Here is a 23,579-nt window from a genome sequence, read left to right on the forward strand (position 1 = left end):
GTGGGCCCGGCTCCCGGCTAAGTTTCTTCGCGGGGTGGGCGTTCCACCACTTTGCGTTTGCCTTTGGCAGAGCGACTCAGGGACTTGATACCGTCTGCGTCAAACGCGTCCACACGGATCACGTCATACAGCGCTTCCAGTGCTTCCAGCAGCTTGTCGCACTCTTCCTTTTTCACCACGCCCTGTTCACAGGCCCAGTCCACCAATTCCTTGCGCTGGTGGCCCATCAGCAAGTCGATGCCGCCCAGCTGGTCCTCATCCCGATTGCGCATCGCGTCGTGCAGTCGATCGCGCATCTCCTTGGTCTCGTTGGCCAGACGGTACGCATTCAGTACCCGGCCCAGCGGATCGTCCGGGTCGGTGTTGAAGTAGCTGCCGCGGCTGATGCGCTGGCGCAACGGGGTGTCTTTGACGATGCTGTTCGCAACCTCGGTGCCCAGCTTGTCGTCGGGGCCATTCAGGCCGGTGGCGCCGAGCGGGAACACCAGAATACGCAAGGGCCAGCGCAGAGCCGGCACCGGGAAGTTGATGATCAGCTCACGCATGGACAGCTTCAGGTCCCGCAGACTGGTCTGCAGGCACCATTCCACGATCGGGCGCTGATCATCCGGATATCCCTCTTCATGCCATTGCTTGATCACCGCACTGGCGTAATACAGATGGACCAGGCAGTCCGCCATCCGGCCAGACAGGCGTTGGCGGGCTTTGAGGCCGCCACCGACCGACAACAGCGTGACGTCGGTCATCAGGGCGAATGCCGAGGAGAACCTAGCCAGTTGACGATAGGCGGACTGAATGTTGCCTTGCCGTGGGACCGGCTCGAGGAAGCCACCGGTTAACGCCAGTACGGTGGAGCGCAGGGCGTTGCGGGTCGTGTGGGCAATATGGCGATAGAACACACCGTCGAACTTGTCCACGGCCGCGCTCTGGTCTTCCATACCCGCTGCTTCAATTTCTTCAACAATATAGGGGTGGCAGCGGATCGCGCCCTGACCAAACACCATCAGGCTGCGCGTGAGGATGTTGGCGCCTTCCACGGTAATGCCAATGGGCACCGCCTGATAGGCCCGTGCCAGGAAGTTGCGGGGTCCGGTGATCACGCCGCGGCCAGCGACGACATCCATGGCGTGGTTGATCACTTCCCGCATCAGATCGGTGTTGCGGTATTTCAGCAGTGCGGAGGGCACCGATGGGCGTACGCCCCGGTCCAGCATGCCAGCTGTCAGCAGCCGCGCAGCGTCCATCATGTAGGTATAGCCGGCGATGGGTTCCAGAGCTTCCTGCACCCCTTCAAACTGGCTGATGGTACGGCCGAACTGTTCGCGGGTGAGCGCGTAGGAACCGGTAGCCAGACTGGCCACCTTGCCGGCGCCGGTACCCAGTGCCGGGAGCGACACGGAGCGGCCGATGGACAGGCATTCCAGCAGCATTTTCCAACCTTTACCCAGCATGTCCTGACCACCGATGACCTGATCCATGGGGATAAACACGTCATTGCCCCAGGTCGGGCCGTTCATGAACACGGTGTTCATGGGCAGGTGCCGGGGACCGGAATTCACACCCTCGAGGTCTTTCGGCACCATCACGCAGGTGACGCCGATCACATCGTCATCGCCCAGCATTTTGTCCGGGTCGTACACCTTGATGGCCAGGCCGATCAGCGTGGCTACCGGCGCCAGGGTGATGTAGCGCTTGTTCCAGGTCACTTTCAGACCCAGCACCTCCTCGCCATTCCACATGCCCTTGCAGACAATGCCTTTGTCCGGAATGGCGCCAGCGTCGGAGCCGGCCACCGGAGACGTCAGCGCGAAGCACGGAATTTCTTCACCGCCGGCCAAACGGGGCAGGTAATGCCGCTTCTGGGCGTCGGTGCCGTATTCCATTAGCAGCTCGCCCGGACCGAGTGAGTTGGGCACCATCACGGTCACGGCGGTGGAGACACTGCGGGTGGAAATCTTCATGACGATTTCCGAATGGGCGGTATGGGAGAAGCCCTTGCCGCCCTGCTCCTTGGGAATCATCAGCCCAAAGAACCCGTTGTCCTTAATGAACTTCCAGACTTTGGGTGGCAGGTCGTACTCTTCGTGGGTGATCTTCCAGTCATCCAGCATTGAGCAGAGCTTTTCGACCGGGCCATCAAGGAAGGCCTGCTCTTCGCTGCTCAGTTGAGAGGGCTTGTAGTCCAGCAGGGTTGACCAGTCTGGCTGACCGGAAAACAGTTCCCCGTCCCAGTCTACGGTGCCTGAACGCAAGGCTTCCGCCTCGGTATCCGACAGCTGCGGCAGTCGGCCACGAACCCAGCCTAACAGAGGTTTACTGAGCTTTTCCCGACGCAGGTTTCCGGGAAGTACCAGTATCAGGGACAGTGCCAGCAAGCCACCGCCGAATAAGATACTGGCGATGTGCCATCCATCCTGAAACAGCCCGATAACGGTTGCGAGGACAAGAACACCGGCGGCCGTCGTGCCGCCGATGCCCAGATAAATGAGTACCAAGGCACTGATGAGGAGTAAAAGAAGGCTCATGGGAGATCTCCATATCCTGATTGCTTTGACGTAAAGCGTGGTTTTTACCATCGGTCAAATACCACGCAGTTGCAAGCATCAGGCTCGGCGGAAGCAATTATTGATCGGCGTGATGAAAAGGATTGTCAAATAGCGGAGGAAAATGACGTAAAGAATGATCTGAATTTCAACTTTTCATGAATAACCCCGCACGCTAACAATAAACAGGAGAGCCAAATGTTTGGCCAGCTAACTATCGCGAAACGCCTTGCTCTTGGCTTTGGGTTGATTCTGTCCTTGATGATTGTCATCACGCTGATCGGTAACAACCGGGTTGGCTTTATCGATCGGACCCTGACAGAGGTGGGGGATGGAGCGGCAGTGAAACAGCGGTATGCGATCAATTTCCGGGGTAGCGTACACGACCGTGCCATTGCGATTCGCGACGCCGTACTGGTTGAAAACGATCAGGCTTTGGAAACACATCTCGACGATATCGAGCGCCTGAAAGACTTCTATCGGGATTCCGCAGGTCCCATGGATCGAATGTTTCGTGAGAATGGCGCTACCGATCGTGAAAAACAGCTGTTGGGTGCGATCAAGGATATTCAGCGCCGGTCGCTGGCTCTGACGGATGAATTGCTGGCGATGCGCCAGAACGGAGATATTGAAGGCTCAAGGGACTTTCTGCTGCAGGATGTGTCGGGCGCATACAGCGAGTGGCTGAACCGGGTCAACGCGTTCATTGATTATCAGGAAGATGTGATCGCCGGGGACGTTGATGCGGTCAGGGATACGGCCAGCGGTTTTAATACCTTGATACTGTCTGTGACTGGCGGTGCGGTTCTTCTCAGTGTTCTGGTGGCCTGGATCATCATTCGCAGCATCAAGAGAATCCTGGGCGGTGAGCCCGAAGAAGTTGCAAGTGCCATTCGCCGCCTGGCTGATGGTGAGCTGGATCAGGAGATCCAGACCGACTATCCCGACAGCGTGATGGGCGCTGTTCAGGACACCATCAATCGCCTTGCACAGATCATCCAGGAAGTGCGCTCTGCGGCAGAAGAGTTGTCTAAATCTTCTTCCGAGCTTGAGAGTACCTCGGAAAGCAACAGCCAGCAGATCCGTGTCCAGGCCAGCGAGGCCGAACAGATGGCCACTGCAGTCAATGAAATGGCGGCCACCGTGAACGAAGTCGCCGGCTTTGCGGCTAATGCGGCCAATGCAACTCAGAAAGCGGATGTCGAAGTTGAAGGCGGTAACCGGGTGGTTCATCAGACCAACAACTCGATCGCCCAGCTGGCCGACAAATTGGAAGAGGCAGCGCAAACCGTCCAGCGGGTGTCCAGCGACAGCGCCAACATTGAGAAAATCATCGAGGTCATCAACGCCATCGCCGAGCAGACCAACCTTTTGGCGCTTAATGCGGCTATCGAGGCTGCCCGCGCCGGCACTCACGGTCGAGGTTTTGCGGTGGTCGCGGACGAGGTGCGATCGCTGGCCTCCAGAACCCAGGATTCCACGCGGGAAATCCAGGACATGGTTGGCACCCTGCAGACCGGCGCCGGCGAGGCAGCTGATGTTATGGAAAGCAGCCGGGAATTGGCCCGCATCACTGTTGACCAAACCAAAGAGGCAGAAGCCGCCCTGTCACGGATTCGCGAGGAAGTCGGTTCCATCAACGACATGAACGCGCAGATTGCCAGCGCGGCGGAAGAGCAGAGTTCGGTGGCCGAGGAAGTGAATCGAAACATCAGCCGCATTCACGACGCCACCGTTGAAACGTCGGCCGGTTCAGACCAGGTGGCTGGCGCTAGCCGCGATCTGGCGGTTCTGGCAGGGCAATTGCGATCGCGGGTCAGCGTCTTCCGTTTGAAGGACTGATCACACGTAACCGGCGGCAAACACCAGGCCAAGCACAATCGGCATCACCACCAGACTGCCCAGATTACTGATCAGTACCAGAGAAGCCACCTTGTGTGGCTCTTGCTGGTACTGTTCCGCCACCATGTAGTTCAGTACGGCCGGTGGCAGGGCGGCGAATACCCACAACGCTGCAATCTGGAGCCCCGGCAGGTCCAGAACCGCAATCATGGGCCAGGCCAGGATCAGCCCGGAGGCAGGGCAGGCGATCGCACCCAGAAGGCCCAGCTTCCAGTCGCTGAAATCCACATCCAGCATCCGGACGCCCAGAGCAAACAGCATCAGCGGTATGCACACGCCACCCAGCATATTCAGGGTTTCCAGCAACCAGTCTGGCAGTGCCACCCCGCTGAAATTCACTGCCAGACCCGCAAGGCTGGCAAACACGATGGGCAGGCGCAGTCGTTTCAGAATGGAGGTGTGTGGGTCCAGCATGTGCAGCCCGAACGAGAAGTGCAGCAGCATTTCCACGATGAACAACACAACGGCCGCAGGCAGCGCTGCATCGCCAAAGGCCAGGACCAGCAGCGGTATCCCCATATTGCCGCTGTTGTTGAACATCATCGGCGGAAGGAAGGTTTTCAGATTCAGGTTCAGGGCCTTGGCCGGGGGGTAGAGGACAACGCCCGAACCCAGCACAACGACTGTGGCGCCCAGTGCCAGTTGCGCGTATTCCTGCAGTGGCGCCTGTTTGTCGGCCAGCACGGCAAACACTAGCATCGGCACGAACAGCTCCATGTTCAGTACGTTCAAGCCCTTGATATCCGGCGTGCGGTAGCGGCCATAGAGGGCGCCACAACCGGCAATCAGAAACACCGGCAACATCGTGGACAGAATCTGGGCAATCATCGAACGCTCTCCTTGCAGGCGCTAAAGGCGCAAACAAACCGTTAGGTTCGCAAGTATCAGGGGCCGTGAGCAAGTGAAAGCCGGGCGAATGCGACCAATGGCGAATGGGTCGGAGCACTGTGTTGCAGTCGCCGGTGCAGGCACACAGAATAATAGGACCTCATTGAGCCAGCGGAGATCTGCTTTGAACCACCTTTTTGACCAGCCATTTTCACGAGCCAATACCGGAGCGGTGAAGTACGACGCCCGCGAGGCCGTATTTGGCCGCGAGGATGTCATTCCCCTATGGGTCGCGGATATGGATTTCGCGGCGCCGGAACCGGTGGTTACTGCGCTGACGGAACGGGCAAAACATCCGGCATACGGCTACACGCTCTATCCCGACAGCCTCTATGACGCCATGATCGACTGGTATCGGGATCGACATGGTTGGACCATCGAAAGGGACTGGATTCAGCTGGTGCCGGGCGTGGTTCCATCCCTTCATGCTGCCGCGATGGCGTTCGCTGAGGCCGGTGAGGGGATCATTATTCAGCCCCCGGTTTATCCGCCTTTCTTTAGCGCCATCCAGAAAACCGGGCGCCGTGTGGTGGAAAATCCGTTGATCGAGGAACACGGGGATTACCGGATGGATCTGGCCCATCTGGAGGCATGCGCTGCGGCCGAGGACGTGCGAATTCTTCAGCTTTGCTCCCCTCACAACCCGGTTGGGCGGGTCTGGCGGCGTGATGAGCTTGAAGCGGTCCTGGACATTGCCCGGCGCCACAACCTGGTGGTGGTTTCTGACGAGATTCACTGTGATCTGGTGTTCCCGGACAAGCCAGCGCACACCATGCTGGGCCTGTTGGCCCGGGATGATGATGCCCTGGTAACCACGGTCGCGCCCAGTAAAACGTTCAATCTGCCCGGTCTTGGGTTATCTGCCCTGGTTGTGCAGAATCCCGACCTGCGGGCGGCCATGAGGCAAGTTTTTGATTCCATGCACATGTTGCAATGCAACCCTTTCAGTATGACCGGTTTCGAGGCGGGCTATCGCCATGGCGGTCCCTGGCTGGGTGAGTTGCTGGTTTACCTGCAAGGTAATCGGGACTTTGTCATTGATAGCCTCAGGCGCCGGGTGCCTCCCATCAAAGTGCGGGAACCCGAGGGGTGTTATTTGCTCTGGCTGGATTGTCGGGAACTTGGGTTGGACGATAAGGCGTTGAGAGCCTTCTTCGTGGATCAGGCCGGTGTGGGGCTTAATCCGGGGCAGACGTTTGGACGCCAGGGCAGCGGTTTCATGCGTCTTAATCTGGCATGCCCGAGAGTTACCCTGGAGCGCGCGCTTGATGCGATCGCCGGCGCCTACGAAACTTTCTAGCGCTTTTGCCTGGCCTGAGTCGCCAGCAGTAGCCCCACCAGAATCAGGGTGCCACCCACGAGATGGAAGCCACTTAACCGCTCACCCAGGAACAGACCCGCTAACACCGCGGCGTACATCGGAGTCAGATACATGAAAATGGCCGCCTTTGAAGGGCCGATTCGATGTACCCCATGATTCCAGCAGGCGTACGCCATGATGCCGGGGAAAATGGCCACATAAAGCATGGGCGGCACCGTTGATTTCGACACCTCGAAGCCACCGGATATGAACATCAGGTCGACAAGATAGAAAGGCAGAATCACCACGGCGCCGAATGCAATCTGGGCCGTCAGGAAGGTCAGCGCGGGCAAGGGCACTGACTGGCGTCGCAACAGCACCGAAAACAGACCCCAGCTGGACACCGCCAGAACCATAATCAGATCACCAGGATGGGCCTGCAAGCCGGTCAATGTGGACAGTTTGCCTTTGGCAACCACCGTTACGATGCCGGCGATGGCCAGGGCAATGCCCAGCGCCTGGATGGGCCGTGTTCGATCGCCCAGAATCAACCATGCCAGTAGGGCTACCATGATCGGGATGGTGGCGTTAATCAGCGCGATGTTGGTGGCGGACGTGGTCAGCGCCGCCAGATACAGCAGCGAATTGAACGCGCCCACGCTGAAGGTCGCCAGGGCCAGAATGGAGCGCCAGTGCTGACGAATGGTGTCGCGATGACGAATCACGCCGGGCAGGCCAAAGGGCAGAAGGATGCACAACGCAATGATCCAGCGCCAGAACGACATGGACATGGGCGGTATCTCGCCCACGGTACCTTTGGCCACCACCGCATTGCCCGCCCAGAACAACGGAGTGAGTATCAGGCCAAGGTAGGCCAGCCATAATGGCGAGGCCGACGGGGTGGATGAGCGATCAGGTTGCGCCAAACATTACTCCCCCGGCACCTCGGCTTCTGTGCCCACGTGGTAAGCGGCAAAACCCGCCATCACCACCTGATCCACCGCCATGCCAATGATTCGGCCATCGCTTTCAGCCCTAATCGGGTGCTGGGCATTGGTGATGGGGTCTGAAACATAGCCCAGAATCTGGCCTTTGGTGACTTCGTCCCCCAGTTCGATATCACTGAACAGAATGCCGCCATGGCTGGCACGAATCCATTCCGAGTCGTAATAGATGGGCTCTGGGTCGCCCCATACGAACATGCGGGAAATCATGCCCTGGCGCTCCATTAAACTGGTCAGGCTGTTAACCCCGGCCTCGATCTGATGTTCCTGAATACGGTGGGACTCACCGGCCTCCATAGTGACAGTGGTAACGCCTGCCGCAACCGCCGCCGTTCGCAGCATGCCGATTGAGCCCGAGCTGTGGACCACTGCCATCCCATCAAACCCTTCTGTGAGACTGGCCACGTCCGGATTGTTCATGTCGGCACGAAGCTGCGGCAGGTTAGTCCGCTTGAGCGATCCGGTATGGATGTCCACCAGCATCGTGCAGTTCCGGATGATGTTTTTGAACAACGAGTGGGCGATGCGATCAGCCAGACTGCCGTTGGTGCTCCCCGGAAAATGCCGGTTGAGATCTCGCCGGTCCGGCAGGTAACGGGTGCCCTGCTGGAAGCCAGGCAGATTCACGATGGGAATGCCGACCACACTGCCGGACAGCTTTTCCGGGTCCAGGTCATACATGGTGCGCCGGATAATCTCGATGCCGTTCAGTTCATCCCCATGAATGGCGCCCGTCAGGCACAGCGTCGGGCCGGGATTGACGCCGTTGACCACCAGAACCGGCGTAGGCTGTGAGAGACCGGCGATCTGAATGCCGGGTGACCAGGCCAGACGGGTAGCGGTACCGGGAAGTACCTCCTTGCCCAGCAGTGTTAATGGCTTGGCCTGCCTGGCGGGTGCCTGTTCTGGTTTCTTTTCCGGCTGTTGCTCTGACGCCACCTGTTGGGCATCCGTTTCGTCAACCGGCTCGGGCGCCGATCTGGCTTGCGTCTCTGGCGGCTCTGTAACTTCTTTCAGGTCGATATCGGGGGCCACCTCTTGATTAGAACTTTCTGAGCTTTCAGCCAGGACGAGACCCGGCAGCCAGAAGACCGCCACGAGCAGAAGTATCGGGGGCAAATTGTGTGTGTGGGTCCGTGCAAACAGCATAATTCCTCACGATTTTGCCTAATCCAGCAACCGCCATTGATCCTGGCTCACTGCTGCTTTGTGCTCCGCCTGAAGTTTTTGCAGGTGGGCCAGGGCGGAACGCGAAGCGACCCCATGCAGGGCTGGCGGCACATCGTCGTAGGCGCTGGCGGTCAGGGTTTTCAGGTCCGCATGGCCAAGCGATTTCAGTGCTCGCTCTATCTTGTGTTCCCGCGCCAGCCTGTGGGTGATCAGGTAGTCGATCACTTCCCCTGGGTGGCCCATCAGAAAACCATGGGCGGGCGCGATATAGGTTATGGTCTCGGTCAGCAGGTCGTACAGCGACTCGATGTAGGCTTTCATGTCCCCATCCGGCGGATTAATCACCACGGTGGAACCTTGCATGATGTGATCCCCGGAAAACAGCAGCTGCTGGTCCACCAGCAGGTAGCATACGTGGTTTGAGGCATGCCCGGGTGTATGAATCGCCTTGAGTATGCCGGCTTCGGTCACAATCAGGTCGCCGTCTTCTGGCTGGTCGTCCGGATAAAAGCTCTGGTCTTGCCCGGGGCCTTCGGGGGCTGGCAGACCAAAGACTCGGCATCCCGTTCTGGCCTTAAGCGTTGCAACAGCCGGCGAGTGGTCCATGTGGGTGTGGGTCACAATGACCTGATCAATCAAACCGCCCGTCAGCTCTAACAGCCGCTCAATGTGGCCGGCGTGGTCTGGTCCCGGATCAAGGATGGTAAATCGCTCGCGTCCCAGCACATAAGTGTTGGTACCCGGCCCGGTCATCATGCCGGGGTTGGGGGCGGTTACACGCAGCACCCCAGCAGCCACTTCGATCGCCTCGCCGGCAATGATCTCGGCACGGGTGGATCCTTCCCCTTCCGGGTCCAATTTTCGGGCTTCGTCGTAGGCCGGTGCGCCGGGCTCCAGTTCCACGGTGCGACCCTTCTTTTGGGCCGGCCAGCGCTTGCTTGGAGCCGGGTCTGGCGGGTTGGCGTGGGCGTACCGCATCACCGATTCCGTGGTATCAAAGTCATTCAGCAGGCGCAGGGTCTGGAGTGTGGGCAAGCCAAGCAGCCGGGTGCCGGCACTGTGTTCGTCCAGTGCTTGCGCAGGGCTGATCCACAGGTGATCAATGGTTTCGGTACCGTCATGACGAGCCGTCTGGCCATCGGGTGCAGCGGTCACGAAAAATCGGGTATCAAAACGGCGCGGCGGCCCTGGCGGCGTGGTCCAGTGGCTCAGGTAAGCGAGTCGGTCCAGCGGCACTGTAAGCCCATGGCGGTGGCACAGATCGGCAAAGGAGACTTTGCCCTGAAACAGATCATCCCGGTACTGGTGAGCGGGGTGGTCGGCAGTGACCATCTGACCATCGTCGGTCTGGGCCAACAAAATACCGGCTTCCTCAAAGCATTCTCGAACCGCGGCCAACATGTAATCGGCGCCACCCTCGTCCAGGCTCATGATCTGGCTGATGGCGGCGTCTTCCGGGCCATTGGCGTAATGCCTGGCATGAGACTCGGTGTCGTCCACAGCACCGCCAGGGAATACGTAAAAACCTGGCAGGAACACCGCGTCCCATGTTCTCTGCAACAGCAATACTTGCAGTCCTTCGTCGGTGTCTCTTGTCAGAACCAGTGTTGCGGCAGGCCGTATGTCCATAAAACTCCCGGTGCGATGAATAAATTGGCCAATCAATGAGCCAATCAACGATCTAACCTATTCAGGATAGACAAAAAAACCAAGTATCATGGCCCGCCTAGCTACTCACCCGAAAGACAGGACATTCCTAACGTGGCCCGAATCAAACTCGCCTTTCCAGACGACGTTTTCTACTTTGAAACCCGAATGCCCGTTCGAATTACTGACATCAACGGCGCAAATCATCTGGGCAACGACGCCCTCATATCCATGCTGTCAGAAGCGCGGGCCCAGTTCCTGGTGAACTATGGCATCCAGGAGGCCGGCAACGATGGCATTGGCATCATCGTGACGGATCTGGCCACCATGTATCAGTCCGAATCCTTCTTCCCCGAAATGCTTCGATTTGAAGTAGGGCTGATGGACTTCAATAAATACGGCGGCGATTTCGTGTTCCGTGTGACCAAAGCGGAAAGCGGGCAGCCGGTGGCCCTGGCCAAGTATGGCTTTGTGTTCTTCAACTACCAGCGCAAGTCGGTGGTGCCCATGCCGGAGAGCTTCCGCAATCGATTCAGCGCTGACTGATCAGGCGCTGGCGGCCAGGTGCCGGACGCCTTTGCGGTAGAACGCATAGGCCATGGCGCCAGCCAGAAGGTTGCCGATCAGAGCCCCGGTCATCAAGCCATCAATGCCGCCGATTTGTGCGCCCAGCCAGAGAAATGGCAGAAAGCAGGCGAACAACCGCAGGGTAGAGACGATCAGTGCTCGAATGGCCAGCCCAAGAGCGTTGCACACCGATACCATCAGAATGCATACCCCCAGCCCGCTGTAGCTAAGGGGTACACGGGTCAAATAGCTGCCGAGCACGTCGGTGACCGCCTGGTCGCTGGTGAACAACGCTGACGCCAGGCCGGAGCTGGCGGCCCATAGCATGCCAATAACAAGATGCCACACCACCACAAACCTTACCGCGATGCGGATCAGTGAGCGGATCCGTTCAATCTCGCCAGCGCCCAGCATACGGCCAATCATGGGTGGCATGGACATGGTCAGGGCCAGAACCACCACGATGGAGAAAAACTCCAGACGGGTGCCCAGCCCCCAGGCTGCAACGGCCGCTGAGCCGAAACCGGCCACAATCGCAGTCGCCAGCATGGCGGAGGCTGGCGGCATCAACTGGCTGACCATCGCCGGCGCCATGATACTGCCCAGCTGTTTCAGGGCCCGGAGCAACGCCAGTTGACCCAGATCAAAACGAAGCCACATGGATTTCAAAAGCTTGGGGTAGACAATGGCGCAGCCGATGCCAAACGAGGTAACCGTCGCCATCGCCGCGCCCGGCAGCCCCCAATCGAAAACAAAAATGTAGAGCGGATCCAGTGCGATGTTCAGCAGGCTGGTTGCCATCATCAGGTAGCCGGGCAGCTTGGTATCGCCGTGGGATCGGCACACGCTGTAGCCAAAGTACAGCAGGGCGCCTGTCCAGGCTGACAACAGCCACGGGATCCAATAGGTGCGGATAAGGGGCAGCAGGTTCTGCTCAGCGCCCAACAGAGTCATGATCGTCCCCTGGAGCAGCCAGAGGCCGATACACAGCAGAAACACCAGGGATGCACCGACCACAACCACCAGGCCACCCAGCCGTTCAGCGCGAAGGGAGTCCCCTTCGCCGAGCGTGCGGGAAATGATGGCGGTCGTGGCAATGCCCAGGCCCACCTGTAGGCCGATGATCAATTGCTGCATCGGCAGGGTGAAGCCGAGGGCCGCGAGGGGATCGCGGCCCAGCTGGCCGATAAACGCACTGTCTACCAACTGAAAGGTCATCAGCGACAGTACGCCGAACAACATCGGCCATGTCATCGAGAATAGCTGCCGGGCAAGGCCCGGGTTTGAGTCTTCCTGAGGCACCGAGATTGTGGTTACAGTGCGTTCAGTGCGGCGTCGTAGTCCGGCTCGTTCTTGATGTCGTCAACCAGTTCGCTGTGCAGCACCTTGTTGTTCTCATCGAGAACCACCACGGCCCGCGCGCAAAGTCCTGCCAGTGGGCCGCTTTGGATGGCCACACCATAATCCTGCTGGAAGCTGTAGTTGCGGAAGGATGACAGGGTGACCACATCCTGCAGGCCTTCGGCCCCGCAGAAACGTCCCATCGCGAAGGGCAGATCCGCAGCAATGACCAGCACCACGGTGTTGTCCAGCCCGCTGGCCTCTTTGTTGAATTTACGCGTGGAGGTGGCGCAGGTTGGAGTGTCTAGGCTGGGCACAATATTCAGCACTTTGCGTTTGCCGTCCCAGTCGTCCAGGGTCACGTCTTCCAGTCCCTGGTTGGTCAGTGTGAAGGTCGGTGCCTGGCTGCCGGGTTGGGGAAAAGTTCCGCTGACTTCGATCGGGTCGCCGCCCAGTTTTACATCGCTCATGATGAAATCCTGACTGAGGAAGTGGGTTTTATGTTTAACAACCTACTCTGTGTAGTTCATTTTGGATGTATTTTCACGATCATAACGGAGCTCAGCCTTACGCGGGCTCGGCAGCTGGCACTGGTTCTTCAGTGGGCTGGCGGCCAATCAGCAGTCCGTAACCGATGAATGCCGCGGTCGAGCACAGCGCAATTGCCACCGCCATAACCACGGACGAACCGCTGTGCAGATAGCCCACCAGACCTCCGACGATTGCAGCAATGACCATCTGGGCACACCCGAACAGCGCAGAGGCCGAGCCCGCCATGGTCGGGAAATTTGCCAGAGCGCCCGCCATGGTTTGTGGCAGCACCATACCCACACCCACCATGGCAACAATTTGCGGCACCATTACCGCCCAGACATTGAACACACCGGCCAGCGCCAGCCCCGCCATGACAAGACCGCTGATCATGGTTACGACCAGCCCACGAACCAGAATCTCATCTGAGGACAGAGTGTGTCCCAGCCGGATTGCAGCCAGGTTACCGGCGATGTAACCCGCAACACCGCAAGCGAAGTACAGTCCGAAGTGTTCTGGCTTAACCCCCAGAAAATCAATCAGTACGAATGACGAACCCGACAGGAATGCAAAGAGCCCGGCAAACGTCAGGGAATTGGTCAGCGTGTACCCCAGAAACGGCACATTGGTGATGACCGTACGATAGTTTCTGAGCAGGCTTCGCAGCTTCATGGACTGCCGGTGCGCCGGATTCATGGTTTCAGGAATACCAATGGCAACCACTGCAGCCATCAGGAGCGAGTAGCAACCCAGTGCAATAAATAGCGATTCCCAGCCAAGGCTGACCGCCATGAAACCACCCAGAGTCGGCGCAATGGCTGGCGCCAGCGCCATAATGCTGGCCAGAATCGCCATGATGCGGGCTGCCTCGCGAGGGGTATAAATATCACGAACCGCGGCGCGGCCCAGAACGGGCCCGGCGGACCCACCCAAGGCCTGCAGAAAACGGAAAAGAATCAGCGTTTCGATGTTCGTTGCCATCGCGCAACCAATACTCGCCAGCGCGAACAGCAGGAAGCCCCCGATCATAATGGGCTTGCGACCGAAACGATCGGCCAACGGCCCACACAGCAATTGGGCCATCGCGAAACCGGCCATGTAGACGCTCAGGGTTAACTGAACCTGTGAAGTGGACGCCGAGAGATCCTGCCCCATCATCGGCAGTGCTGGCAGGTAAAGGTCAATGGCCAGCGGGCCCAGAGCCACGGCGGCGGCCAATAAAATCGTTGTGTAAATGCTGGTTAGTGCGAGCATTCTTTATTCCTGATAATTGCGAGTCTGGAGCGAGGCGGAGTGGCCTTTCAAAACACGCTCCTTCGGCACATCCATGTGACGCTTGGGCTCCGCCATCCATGGCTCCGCACAGTTTTGAAAGGCCACTCCCCCTCGCTCCGATTCAGACTGTGAGGAAAAACAGTCTACGCTTCGATCCCGAATGAATAACGGTCTGCTGGTTCATACTATGTATGAGCAAAACAGATGAATTAGGGGCTGAGAGAGGAGGCAACGCTGTTTAGCTGGTTACGAAGCCAGCGGTGGGCGGGGTCCGTCTGGTTTCGCTTGTGCCACAGCATGAGCATGGTGAAGGGTTTGTAGTCGAAGGGAAGCGGGGCGTGGGCGAAGTCCTTCAGTAAGTGCTCACTCATGCGCACAGGAGCCGACGCCAGACGTTCGCTGCCTTTCAGAAAGGCCGGAAGGCCGGAAAAGTTGGAGACGGTGACCACGGTGCGGCGGCTCAGGCCGCGGGCGGCGAGGGAATCCTCTAGGGCTGTTTTTTCACCGGCGCCAAACAGGATGCCGATGTGGTCTGCTTTCAGATAGTCCGCCAGTGTGTCCGGTGCCGATCGACAGGCAGGGTCATAGAACACCGCCATGTGATCGTCCATCAGGCCACGTTGCATAATGTCTGTGGTCTCCGGGGCGTGTGGTGACAGGATAAGATCACAGACGTCTTTGCGCAGCATATCGGCGGTTGGGATGCCGGAGGGAATGACTTGCAGCCGAATGCCCGGTGCCTGATCTCTGAGAATGTTGGCCAGGCCTGGGAGCAACAGGTCCCGTTGGTAATCGTTGGCGGCGACCGTGAAACTGAACTCGGCGGTGTCCGGGCTGAACGGCGGGCCTGACGGCAGCGCCTGTAACTCGTCCAGAATCTGGCGGATGTGAGGCCCGGCCTGCACTGCGTAGCGAGTGGGCACAATGCCGCGGCCGGATTTCACGAAGAGGGCATCGCCCAGCGCCGCGCGCACCCGATCCAGCGTGTGACTGACCGCAGACTGGCTGACGCCAAGGCGCACGGCAGCCCGGGAGACACTGCCTTCATCCAGCACCGCCATGAAGGTCGCCAGCGCGCGAATGTCCAGATTGAATGTATCAATGGGGTTCATGAATCCCAGTATAACGGTCTGTCAGGGAATGTCCCGTGTGCGGATAAATTCAGACAGCGCCCGGGCGACGCGGTGGAAGTCCGGATTGTAGGTCAGGCGACTGGTGGGAACCGGCTGGCCGCCATCGCTGTAGGCGCTGAACCAGAGTTTGTCTGGCGCCAGATTTCGACACTCCGCCAGGCTCATCTGGTTGGGTTCGAGACAGCGTTGAAGAGGACGGCCGATGCCATACAGTTCGTTGTCGGGTGACGCCGGAAGCGACTGGTGAGAGAACTCCAGAATGTTGAGATCGGGCCGATAGCCATCCAACAACACAATGGCCGGGTTGGCTTTATATGGCCACTCACGCCGCTGGTCACGGAATACGATCATGCGGTTGTCTGGGTGATCAAAGCGTCTCAAAAAACTGTCCATCAGGTAGGACAGGTCGATAACGGAATCGGCTTCTGTTGCCACCAGAAACAAGGGTAAATCGGAAGGGTCTTCTGCGGAAAAGCGCTGGTCCACACCTTCTAGCACGTCTGTAAGTTGCACGGCGGCGTTGATGGTCAGGGATTCGTATTTCACCGGGTTAAGTTCCGGCTCCTCCTCCACGAAGTCCAGAAACAGATTGGCGGTGCTGGCCAACCATAAATAGTTGTCCAGTCCGCTCAGTTCCCAGGCCGGCGCCAGGGTTACCAGCCCGGCGGGCCTGGGCTGCTCTTCAGACAGCGCTAGCTCCGTGGCAAGAGCGCCGCCCAGCGAGAAACCGCCAATCAGGGCCACCTCTACATCGTCTGCCAGAGCGTAGAAGTGGGTTCTGACCTGTTTGCGCCACACCGCCGCCTTGGCTTCAATCATGTCGCCCGGCCGGGTGCCGTGCCCCTGAAGCAACACAGTGCGGACTTCGACACAGTCTTTTGCCAGGACTCTGGCAAAATCCCGGAAAACAAATGGTGAGTCGCTCAACCCGTGTATCATTAGAATGCCACGCGATGGTTGGCCGGTGCAGGTATCCGGCAGCGTGTGTTTGAACGGCATGTTCCATTCGATTTGCTGTTCGCGGGTGAAGCCGGGCAGGGCCACCAGATTGGCCTCGAGATGGCGTCGCGTGTCAGCCAGGTAGGCGTCGAAATCGCTTGCGTCGACCGGCGTTAATTGTGAGTCAGCCGGCTCGTAAAGTGTCTGATCGGCCCTTGGCTCGTTCGACGCGCAGGCTGCGAGCAGGCAGGCCAACGAAATAAGACAGAGAGTGAACAGGGCTTTATGCATGGGTCGCTTTAAACAATGGAATGAATGAACAGTCGGGCGTCGTGCTGCGTCAGTGTACGATGAGCAATAACTGACTGGATGATAGCAAGGAGACAGACAATGCAGCCCATTCTGGCCTTTGATGTGTATGGCACACTGGTCGACCCCATGGGAATGGCCGAACTGCTGGCCAGCGATGCCCGCGATGCCGCCCAGTCGGTCAGCGCCCAATGGCGGGAAAAGCAGTTGGAGTTTGCGTTTCGTAAGGGCCTGATGCGCGCCTATGAAGATTTTGGCGTGTGTACCCGGCAGGCGCTGCGCTATGCCATGACCAGCCATGGTCTTTCGCTGACCAAAAAGCGTGAAGACGAGCTGATGAATGCCTACCTTCAATTGCCCGCGTTTGACGATGCTCTACCCTCATTGCGGGCGCTGGAAGGCAATTATCTGATGTACGCGTTTTCCAACGGCACGTCAGCCGCCCTGAAAAAGGTCCTGGGGCAAAATGATCTTCTGCCGCTGTTCGATGGGCTGATCTCCGTGGATGACGTTAAAAGCTTCAAACCGGACCCAGCCGTCTACGCCTACGCCCGTCGGGCCACTGGCGCGCTGGATCAGCCGCTGTGTCTGGTGTCCAGCAACGCCTGGGATGTGATTGGCGCTCGATCTGCCGGGCTGATGGCGATCTGGGTTCAGCGTGACCCGCATAAGGTATTTGAAGACTGGGGCATTGAGCCTTCAGCGACGATCAATAGCCTGTCTGAATTGCCCGAAGTGCTTTCCAGCCTTTAATCGGAGCGCTCTGCCAGCCAGTCGGCCAGCTCGAGCCAGCTGGCTTTGGGCGCCTTGCTGCCCGCCAGTATGCCCATATGACCGCCGGGCACCACGCGGAAGGTGACGTCCTCCGAGCGGATATGATCCTGAATTTTTCCCACCGCGTCTGGCATGGCCAGAGTGTCAGTCTCACCGGCGATGGCAAACAGGCTGGCGTTCACGTTTTCCAGCCGTGCCACGTCGTCGCCGATCTGGATCTTGCCCTTGGACGGTTGATTGGTGATCCAAAGGCGCACGACGGCATCCTGAACAATGCCTCCTGGGTAGGCCACCATCCGATCGAGAAAGGCCGAGGTGGTGGCGTGATCGGCGACGAAATCCCGGTCGCCGAGTTTAACCAACAGTTCCCAGTAGCCTTTGAAGCTGCCAATCGGGTTGGTCAGTTTGAAGCCAATGGTGTTGGCCCAGCCAGGGCTGTGGAACCAAACCGGTTTCAGGTCGTGAAGCTTGAAGCCGGTGCGCTTCTGAACGAAATCTGCGACGTTTGAAACCCCCTGATACATCAAACCCATGACGCCAGAGGCGTGGCTGTCTACGGGTGAGCCCACCACAATGGCGTTACGGATGTGCTGATCCTGGCTCAGGGCGGAATAGAACAGGGTAAACATGCCGCCCAGACTCCAGCCGTGAAGCGACAGTTCCTGTTCGCCACTGTGCTCTCTTACCCGGTTCAGGTAAGCGGGCAACAATTCGGCCACGTAGGTGTGCAGGTTGTAATGGCTGTGCTTGCGCGTGGGAATGCCCCAGTCGATCAGGTAGACCTCGAATCCCTTTGCCCGTAGAAACCGTACCAGGCTGCGCTGAGGGAACAGGTCGTAAATCAACATGTTCACTGCCAGGGGGGGCACGATAACCACAGGCGTGCGGTGCCGGGTCTGCTCCACCGGGATGGTCAGGTCGTCCAGTTCGATGGTGAATTCGGCCAGTGGCGGGTAGTAGCGCAGGCTCACCAGGCCATCGGTGTGCAGGATTTTATAGGGAGTCTTGCCTGCCTGTACCATGCTGGCGGCGCGGAAAACTCGATCGAAGGCGTTTTTGAACCGATTGGACATAGCTAGGGCGTCAGTAGGTTTTGAAGCTGTGAAAATGTAAGAGCGACGATAGTAGAGCACCCCGCAGGCTTTACCTATGGCACAATCGTCCAATGCCATTGGCAAAGTGGTCATATTCGGCCACTGCCCATCGAGCCCTTCGGTTGCTATGATTCGGCCTTGCCAAAAACAACCTGAACAAAATCAAAAAAACAGGATGCCCATGCTCAGTTTTCTGCCTGCCCCAGTTATCGGCGTACTCAATTCCATTCTGTTAGGGCTGAATACCATCTTCTGGTGTTTGCTGCTCTACATTCCAGCCGTTTTCAAGCTGATCATCCCGCACACCGGTTTTCGGGTGCTGTGTACCCGCCTGATTATCTGGATTTCAGAATCCTGGGTAGCCTGCAACACCGGCTGGATGAAGCTGACCCACGGCACCCAATGGCAGGTTGAAGGTGACGAGAAACTGAAGCGGGAAAGCTGGTATCTGGTACTGAGCAATCATCAGAGCTGGGTCGATATTTTTGCCATGCAGCGGGTGTTTAATCGGCGGGCACCCTTTCTGAAGTTCTTCCTGAAGCAGCAACTGATCTGGGTGCCGGTCATTGGCCTGGCATGGTGGGGGCTGGATTTTCCGTTTATGAAGCGTTATTCACGGGAATACCTGATCAAGCACCCGGAAAAGCGGGGCGAAGACCTGAAAGCGACTCGCAAGGCCTGCGAGAAATTTCGTTATACGCCGGTGAGTGTGATGAATTTTGTGGAGGGTACGCGCTTCACACCCGCAAAGCATGCCAAACAAAAATCGAAGTACACGAACCTGTTAACGCCCAAAGCCGGTGGCGTGGCGTTTGTGCTGGACGCCATGGGCGACTCCATTGAGACCCTGGTGGACGTCACCATTGCCTATCCCGGTGGCGCGCAAGGCTTCTGGGGCTTCCTGTGCGGCCGGGTCAGTGAAGTTAAAATGCACATAGACACGGTCAGCATTCCCGATTATCTGAAAGGCCGGGATTACGCCAGCGATGCGGAACACCGCAAGAACGTCAAAGCCTGGTTGGCCGAGATTTGGGAGGCCAAAGATGAGCGCCTGACCCGGATGCTGAATGAAACCTAGGTTTTGTCGTCCTCCACCTCGTCGGGGTGCTCTTTCTTGTAGCGTTCCCACTCTTCCCAATCGTGGGGCGTGCCGGCGTGGGGGCGCTTCAGGTGCTTGGCGTGCTCCATGGCATTGTGGCGCAAGCTGTGATCCCGCTCTTCCTCGTCCTCATCGAAGCCATATTTCCGCAGAAATTCGTCTGGGCTGATGGGCATGGAACCACCTCCGTATCGTGTGTCGGTGTTGTATTAACCTACGTTGGTGGCGTGCGTCGGGATTATCAAGCGTTTTCGTTTTCCGTGCTGGCGTTTTCAACCAGTGAGAACAGAATCTGCTTACGTTCTTCATCCACACCGCTGAAGGTGACGGTGACGGGTTCTTCAAGCTGGAATGTTCGACCATTCTTGTTGTGGATCAACCGCAAGGTCACCGGATCAAAGCTGTATTTGCCTTCCAGCGTTTTGCAGCTGACAAAGCCTTCCAGGCCGTTGCTGTCGAGCCTGACGAAAAAGCCTGACGGCGTCGTGCGGCTGATGGTGCCGGATAGTTGGCCTTCTCCAAGCGTTTTGGCGAAGTCGGATTTCAGCCAGTTTTCCAGGCTGTTGGCTGCCTGACGAGCCCTCAGTTGGGCCTGCTGCAGGGCTTCCAGTTGTTCATCTTTCAGATCGGGTGCCGGTGCGTTCCACAACGTTGAGGCGATCAGACGGTGCACGTAGAAATCCGTGAACTTCCGCAGCGGCGAGGTGAAGGTGGTGTAGGCGTTCAGGCCCATGCCCTGGTGAGGGGCCGGCGCAAAGGCCAGCTCAGCTCTTGCCAGTTGTCGGGATACAATGGCTTTAATCGGCACTTCAGCTTCCAGCTCATTAGCCTGTTTCATCAATGCCTGAAACCCTTCCGCACTTGCTATGTCCAGATCGGCAAGACCGGAAGCATAGTCTGTGAGCAGGGTGCGAATATTGTCCAGGCGGTCGTCTCTCAAGCCCGGGTGTTGAATAAACAGGCCGTTGGCTTGCTTGCTCAGGAAATCCGCCGCACATCGGTTAGCGGCCACCATGCAGTCTTCCACCAGTCGATGAGCTTCGTTCTGAACGGCGGGTTCGATCTGCCGGATGCGTCGATTTTCGTCCAGTCGCAGACGGAATTCCGGTCGGTCACCGCTCAACAAGGCGTTCTCGCTGCGCCATTTGCGCAGCGCCGTAGCAACCTGGTGCAGTTGGTCCAGGCTGTTGGATACGGATTCCGGAAGGGCCTTTATGTCCTCATCAACCCGACCTTCGATCAGGTTCGAAACCAGTTCGTAGCTCAGTTTGCCGTGGGAGTGAATCACCGCGCGATGGAAGCTGTAATCGCCCAGGCTGCCATCGTTGTTCACTTGCAGATCACACACCAGTGCCAGCCGATCGGTCTGCGGCATCAATGAACAAAGCCGGGTACTTACGCCGTCCGGCAGCATGGGTAAGGGCTCGCCGGGGAAGTAAATCGCAGTGGCACGGCGAAACGCCTCCTGTTCGGTTGCGGAGCCGGGCTCAATCAAAGCTGTAGGGTCGGCAATCGCAATGGACAGCTTCCAGCCGGTGGCGTTGGGCTCGGCCAGCAATGCGTCGTCCATGTCTTGGGTGCCCGGGCCGTCGATGGTGACATAAGGCTGGGCTGTTCGGTCTTCGCGTTCCGCTCGCTGCGCCTGAATGGCGTCTTCGGTGAGCGACTCGACTTCGGCCTGGACACTGTCCGGCCAGGTGTCTGGCAGGTCAAAGGTGGCCAGTGTCAGTGCCCGTTCAATGCCAACGTCACCGGCTTTGCCGATCACCCTCAGAATTCTGGCCTGGCCTTTCCCGTCTTTAATGGGGTGCCGGTGAATCTGGCAATAGATAAAGTCGTCAGGTTCGGCGTTCTGGCGTTCTTTGGGAGGAATAAAGATCCAGCGATTAATGCCCGGGGTTTCTGGCGCCACAAAATGGCCTTTGCCGCGAATAATGTAGCGTCCTACAAAGGTATCCAGACGGGTTTCCAGTAACTCGTCTACCATGCCCTGGGTTTTGCCTTTGTCTCCTTCGTGCTCGGTGATGTTGACGCGGTCGCCGGGCAGTACTTTCTGCATCTCTTCTGGCGGAAGAAAGACATCCCGACCATCATCCAGCGCCACAAATCCGAAACGTCCGTTGGTGGCCTTGACGGTTCCGGGGAGCACCACCTTGTTTTCTTCGATATCGGTTTTTAGCTGGCGCAGTTGACTGAGGGCGTCGGCATTGAGCATGAATAAACCCGGATGGAAAAATGAATGTTGGCCGGGAGTATAACGGTTATGGCTTCACACGTCAGACTGATCGCGCCATTCCTCTACTTAGCCGGTCGCAGTCAGATCGATTAAGCCGGGCTTACGGCCCGGCTGGATCCGTCAGTGATTAACACACCGTTTCTGCCGCGCTGCTTGACGTCATAGAGCGCCTGATCTGCCTGGTGGAGAATGGTGTCCATATCGTCTCCAGGCTGGCAAAAATAGCCGCCAATGCTGACAGTGACCGGTGCGCCGGTGCGCTCGCTGTCCCGCTCAATGGTGGCTCGAATGCGATTGGCGATCTGGCTGAGGGTGTCGGGGTCGCAAGGTGACAACACGACCACGAACTCATCACCACCCCAGCGACCGGGCTGGTCGTAGGGCCTAAGGCCGGCTCTCAGCCAGAGAGCCACTCGACACAGAATATCGTCGCCGGCCTGGTGGCCCAATTCATCGTTGATGGCTTTGAAATGATCGATGTCCATCCAGATCAGGCCAAAACCGGATGATTGTCGCTGGGCCCGTTCGATTTCCGCGGCCAACGCTTCATCAAGCCCGCGACGATTCATCAGGCCGGTGAGCGCATCCACCCGAGCCAGTCGGTTGAGTTCTTCGGTGCGTTGCTCGACCTTTCTTTCCAACTGTCGGGTGGAGTGGCCCACGCTGTCGGCCATGGTTTCAAAATGTCCGGCCAGGCGGCCAATTTCGTTGTCCGGTTTGTTCAGATCCGGCAGCGCAAAATCGCCGCCACGCATCTTTTCGACGGCGTGCTCCAGGCTGATGATCGGTTTGAGAATTCGCGTCCGGATAATCAGGTGAAACACCACCAGAGTGACCGCCAGGCTGACCAGAAACACCGCGACCAGTGGCCAGAGGAAACTGCGGGGAATCAGGGCCTGCAGATCCAGCAGGGTAATTTCGAACCAGCCGATGGCGGGCAGAAAAGCGACTCCGGCCAGATGCTTGCGACCATCGACGGTCACGAAGCTGCTTTCCACAGCACCGGCGGCCCCGCCGCGGTTTTTGAGAATTTGCAACATTCCCAGCACTTTCTGCTTGTCTTCCGCCTCGTCAAACAGCAGGTCGACGGTGCTTTTCTGGCCTTCCGGCTTGATGATGCTGGCGAAATCGATGTAGTTGCGGTCGCGGTATAGCTGGATGGCGCCGTTGTAATCCACGAACAAAGTGGTGATGCCCTCCTGGCCAATATCCACGATGTCCTGAAGAAACGCGTCCAGATCCAGTCCGGTACCGACCATCCCCACAATGCGGTCGTTTTCGTCCCGCATCAGGACGTCAATCCAGAGCTTGGTGACTCCCAGCTCGGTATCTGGGTTCACGTTCAGGTGAAAATCCCTTCCTTCTTCAATGAGTTGGAAGAACCAGGCGTCGTCCGGTTTGTCCGGGTCAAGGGTGTACCTGTATTGCTTACCGGCGAATTCGTCGGCGGCGTTGTTGTAGTAATAGCGGCGGGAATCACGAAGGGCGACGAAGTAGCTGTTATCGCGAAAGTTGCTGCGAAAGCTTTCCATCTCCCGGATGGCTGCCGTCTTCAGCGCTTCATCTTCCGGGTTGCTGGCCCATTTGATCAGCGTGGAGGAGTCGGCCATCTGTTTGGCCAGGCCGATTTCCCGCTCCAGGGATTGCAGCAGTCGAGCGCTGTCGTACCGCACCTGAATCTCGGCAACCTGCTGCCCCCAGCGTTCGATGATGTTCTCCGACAGCTGCCTGTAGGCCAGCCATGACGCGATGGATGCGATGATCATCAGCCCGGCCATCAGGCCCAGCAGTCGGGTTTTCAGGCTCAAGAAACGTCCCTCTCACGAT

At 58.1% G+C, this 23,579-nt stretch carries 19 protein-coding genes; 5 read left to right on the forward strand and 14 right to left on the reverse strand.

Going from position 1 to position 23,579, the window contains the following annotated elements; genetic code table 11:
• Positions 1 to 17: 17 nt before the first annotated feature.
• Positions 18 to 2,525 carry an acyl-CoA dehydrogenase gene (locus QLQ17_RS01545; protein ID WP_283207775.1) on the reverse strand — a complete coding sequence of 836 codons (2,508 nt, stop codon included), beginning with the start codon at positions 2,523 to 2,525 and terminating at the stop codon, positions 18 to 20.
• Positions 2,526 to 2,741: 216 nt separating this feature from the next.
• On the opposite strand from QLQ17_RS01545, the gene QLQ17_RS01550 reads away from it, so the two are divergent.
• On the forward strand, positions 2,742 to 4,385 hold the full coding sequence (locus QLQ17_RS01550; RefSeq protein ID WP_283207776.1) for a methyl-accepting chemotaxis protein: 1,644 nt from the start codon (positions 2,742 to 2,744) through the stop codon (positions 4,383 to 4,385).
• Here QLQ17_RS01550 and QLQ17_RS01555 read toward each other — a convergent pair whose 3' ends face one another.
• A complete protein-coding gene (locus tag QLQ17_RS01555; protein ID WP_283207777.1) occupies positions 4,386 to 5,273 on the reverse strand; it encodes an AEC family transporter in 888 nt (295 codons plus the stop codon).
• 184 nt (positions 5,274 to 5,457) lie between these two features.
• On the opposite strand from QLQ17_RS01555, the gene QLQ17_RS01560 reads away from it, so the two are divergent.
• The gene (locus QLQ17_RS01560; protein WP_283207778.1) at positions 5,458 to 6,633 is read left to right on the forward strand and encodes a MalY/PatB family protein; all 1,176 of its coding nucleotides are present in this window, start codon (positions 5,458 to 5,460) and stop codon (positions 6,631 to 6,633) included.
• Here the strand turns inward: QLQ17_RS01560 and QLQ17_RS01565 are convergent.
• The 3 genes from QLQ17_RS01565 to QLQ17_RS01575 are packed head-to-tail and all read right to left on the reverse strand — an operon-like array spanning position 6,630 to position 10,436.
• Positions 6,630 to 7,559, reverse strand: coding sequence for a DMT family transporter (locus QLQ17_RS01565; protein ID WP_283207779.1), 930 nt, complete (start codon positions 7,557 to 7,559; stop codon positions 6,630 to 6,632). The two genes, QLQ17_RS01560 and QLQ17_RS01565, sit on opposite strands and share 4 nt — an antisense overlap.
• Before the next feature lie 3 nt (positions 7,560 to 7,562).
• The gene (locus tag QLQ17_RS01570) at positions 7,563 to 8,786 is read right to left on the reverse strand and encodes a succinylglutamate desuccinylase/aspartoacylase family protein (protein WP_283207780.1); all 1,224 of its coding nucleotides are present in this window, start codon (positions 8,784 to 8,786) and stop codon (positions 7,563 to 7,565) included.
• 18 nt (positions 8,787 to 8,804) lie between these two features.
• A complete protein-coding gene (locus QLQ17_RS01575; RefSeq protein ID WP_283207781.1) occupies positions 8,805 to 10,436 on the reverse strand; it encodes an MBL fold metallo-hydrolase in 1,632 nt (543 codons plus the stop codon).
• Positions 10,437 to 10,568: 132 nt separating this feature from the next.
• Here QLQ17_RS01575 and QLQ17_RS01580 point away from each other — a divergent pair, with 132 nt between their 5' ends.
• Entirely contained in the window at positions 10,569 to 11,000 is a 432-nt protein-coding gene (locus QLQ17_RS01580; protein ID WP_283207782.1) for a thioesterase family protein, read from the forward strand.
• On the opposite strand, the gene QLQ17_RS01585 is transcribed toward QLQ17_RS01580, so the two are convergent.
• The 5 genes from QLQ17_RS01585 to QLQ17_RS01605 all read right to left on the reverse strand — a co-directional run bounded on the left by QLQ17_RS01585 (position 11,001) and on the right by QLQ17_RS01605 (position 16,531).
• Positions 11,001 to 12,275: an MATE family efflux transporter gene (locus QLQ17_RS01585; RefSeq protein ID WP_283207783.1), complete on the reverse strand. Its 1,275-nt coding sequence runs from the start codon at positions 12,273 to 12,275 to the stop codon at positions 11,001 to 11,003. It lies immediately after the preceding gene.
• Between the two features lie 59 nt (positions 12,276 to 12,334).
• On the reverse strand, positions 12,335 to 12,832 hold the full coding sequence (gene tpx / locus QLQ17_RS01590) for a thiol peroxidase (protein ID WP_283207784.1): 498 nt from the start codon (positions 12,830 to 12,832) through the stop codon (positions 12,335 to 12,337).
• 97 nt (positions 12,833 to 12,929) lie between these two features.
• Positions 12,930 to 14,147: a Bcr/CflA family multidrug efflux MFS transporter gene (locus QLQ17_RS01595; RefSeq protein ID WP_283207785.1), complete on the reverse strand. Its 1,218-nt coding sequence runs from the start codon at positions 14,145 to 14,147 to the stop codon at positions 12,930 to 12,932.
• 230 nt (positions 14,148 to 14,377) lie between these two features.
• Positions 14,378 to 15,280 (reverse strand): LysR family transcriptional regulator, encoded by a 903-nt coding sequence (locus tag QLQ17_RS01600; RefSeq protein ID WP_283207786.1) that lies wholly within the window; start codon positions 15,278 to 15,280, stop codon positions 14,378 to 14,380.
• Between the two features lie 21 nt (positions 15,281 to 15,301).
• Positions 15,302 to 16,531 (reverse strand): alpha/beta hydrolase, encoded by a 1,230-nt coding sequence (locus QLQ17_RS01605; protein ID WP_283207787.1) that lies wholly within the window; start codon positions 16,529 to 16,531, stop codon positions 15,302 to 15,304.
• Between the two features lie 99 nt (positions 16,532 to 16,630).
• Between QLQ17_RS01605 and QLQ17_RS01610 the strand changes: the two genes are divergently transcribed.
• Positions 16,631 to 17,302 (forward strand): haloacid dehalogenase type II, encoded by a 672-nt coding sequence (locus QLQ17_RS01610; RefSeq protein WP_283207788.1) that lies wholly within the window; start codon positions 16,631 to 16,633, stop codon positions 17,300 to 17,302.
• Here QLQ17_RS01610 and QLQ17_RS01615 read toward each other — a convergent pair.
• On the reverse strand, positions 17,299 to 18,396 hold the full coding sequence (locus QLQ17_RS01615; protein WP_283207789.1) for an alpha/beta fold hydrolase: 1,098 nt from the start codon (positions 18,394 to 18,396) through the stop codon (positions 17,299 to 17,301). The genes QLQ17_RS01610 and QLQ17_RS01615 overlap by 4 nt on opposite strands.
• A gap of 202 nt (positions 18,397 to 18,598) precedes the next feature.
• Between QLQ17_RS01615 and yihG the strand changes: the two genes are divergently transcribed.
• Positions 18,599 to 19,495, forward strand: coding sequence for a 1-acylglycerol-3-phosphate O-acyltransferase, YihG family (yihG, locus tag QLQ17_RS01620; protein ID WP_283207790.1), 897 nt, complete (start codon positions 18,599 to 18,601; stop codon positions 19,493 to 19,495).
• Here the strand turns inward: yihG and QLQ17_RS01625 are convergent.
• The 3 genes from QLQ17_RS01625 to QLQ17_RS01635 form a co-directional block, all read right to left on the reverse strand.
• Positions 19,492 to 19,692: a hypothetical protein gene (locus tag QLQ17_RS01625; RefSeq protein ID WP_283207791.1), complete on the reverse strand. Its 201-nt coding sequence runs from the start codon at positions 19,690 to 19,692 to the stop codon at positions 19,492 to 19,494. The genes yihG and QLQ17_RS01625 overlap by 4 nt on opposite strands.
• A gap of 65 nt (positions 19,693 to 19,757) precedes the next feature.
• A complete protein-coding gene (locus QLQ17_RS01630; protein ID WP_283207792.1) occupies positions 19,758 to 21,731 on the reverse strand; it encodes a ribonuclease R family protein in 1,974 nt (657 codons plus the stop codon).
• Between the two features lie 110 nt (positions 21,732 to 21,841).
• Positions 21,842 to 23,560: a diguanylate cyclase domain-containing protein gene (locus QLQ17_RS01635; RefSeq protein WP_283207793.1), complete on the reverse strand. Its 1,719-nt coding sequence runs from the start codon at positions 23,558 to 23,560 to the stop codon at positions 21,842 to 21,844.
• Positions 23,561 to 23,579 lie beyond the last annotated feature (19 nt).

The sequence above is a fragment of the Marinobacter sp. CHS3-4 genome (assembly GCF_030053415.1).
Taxonomy (GTDB): Bacteria; Pseudomonadota; Gammaproteobacteria; order Pseudomonadales; family Oleiphilaceae; genus Marinobacter.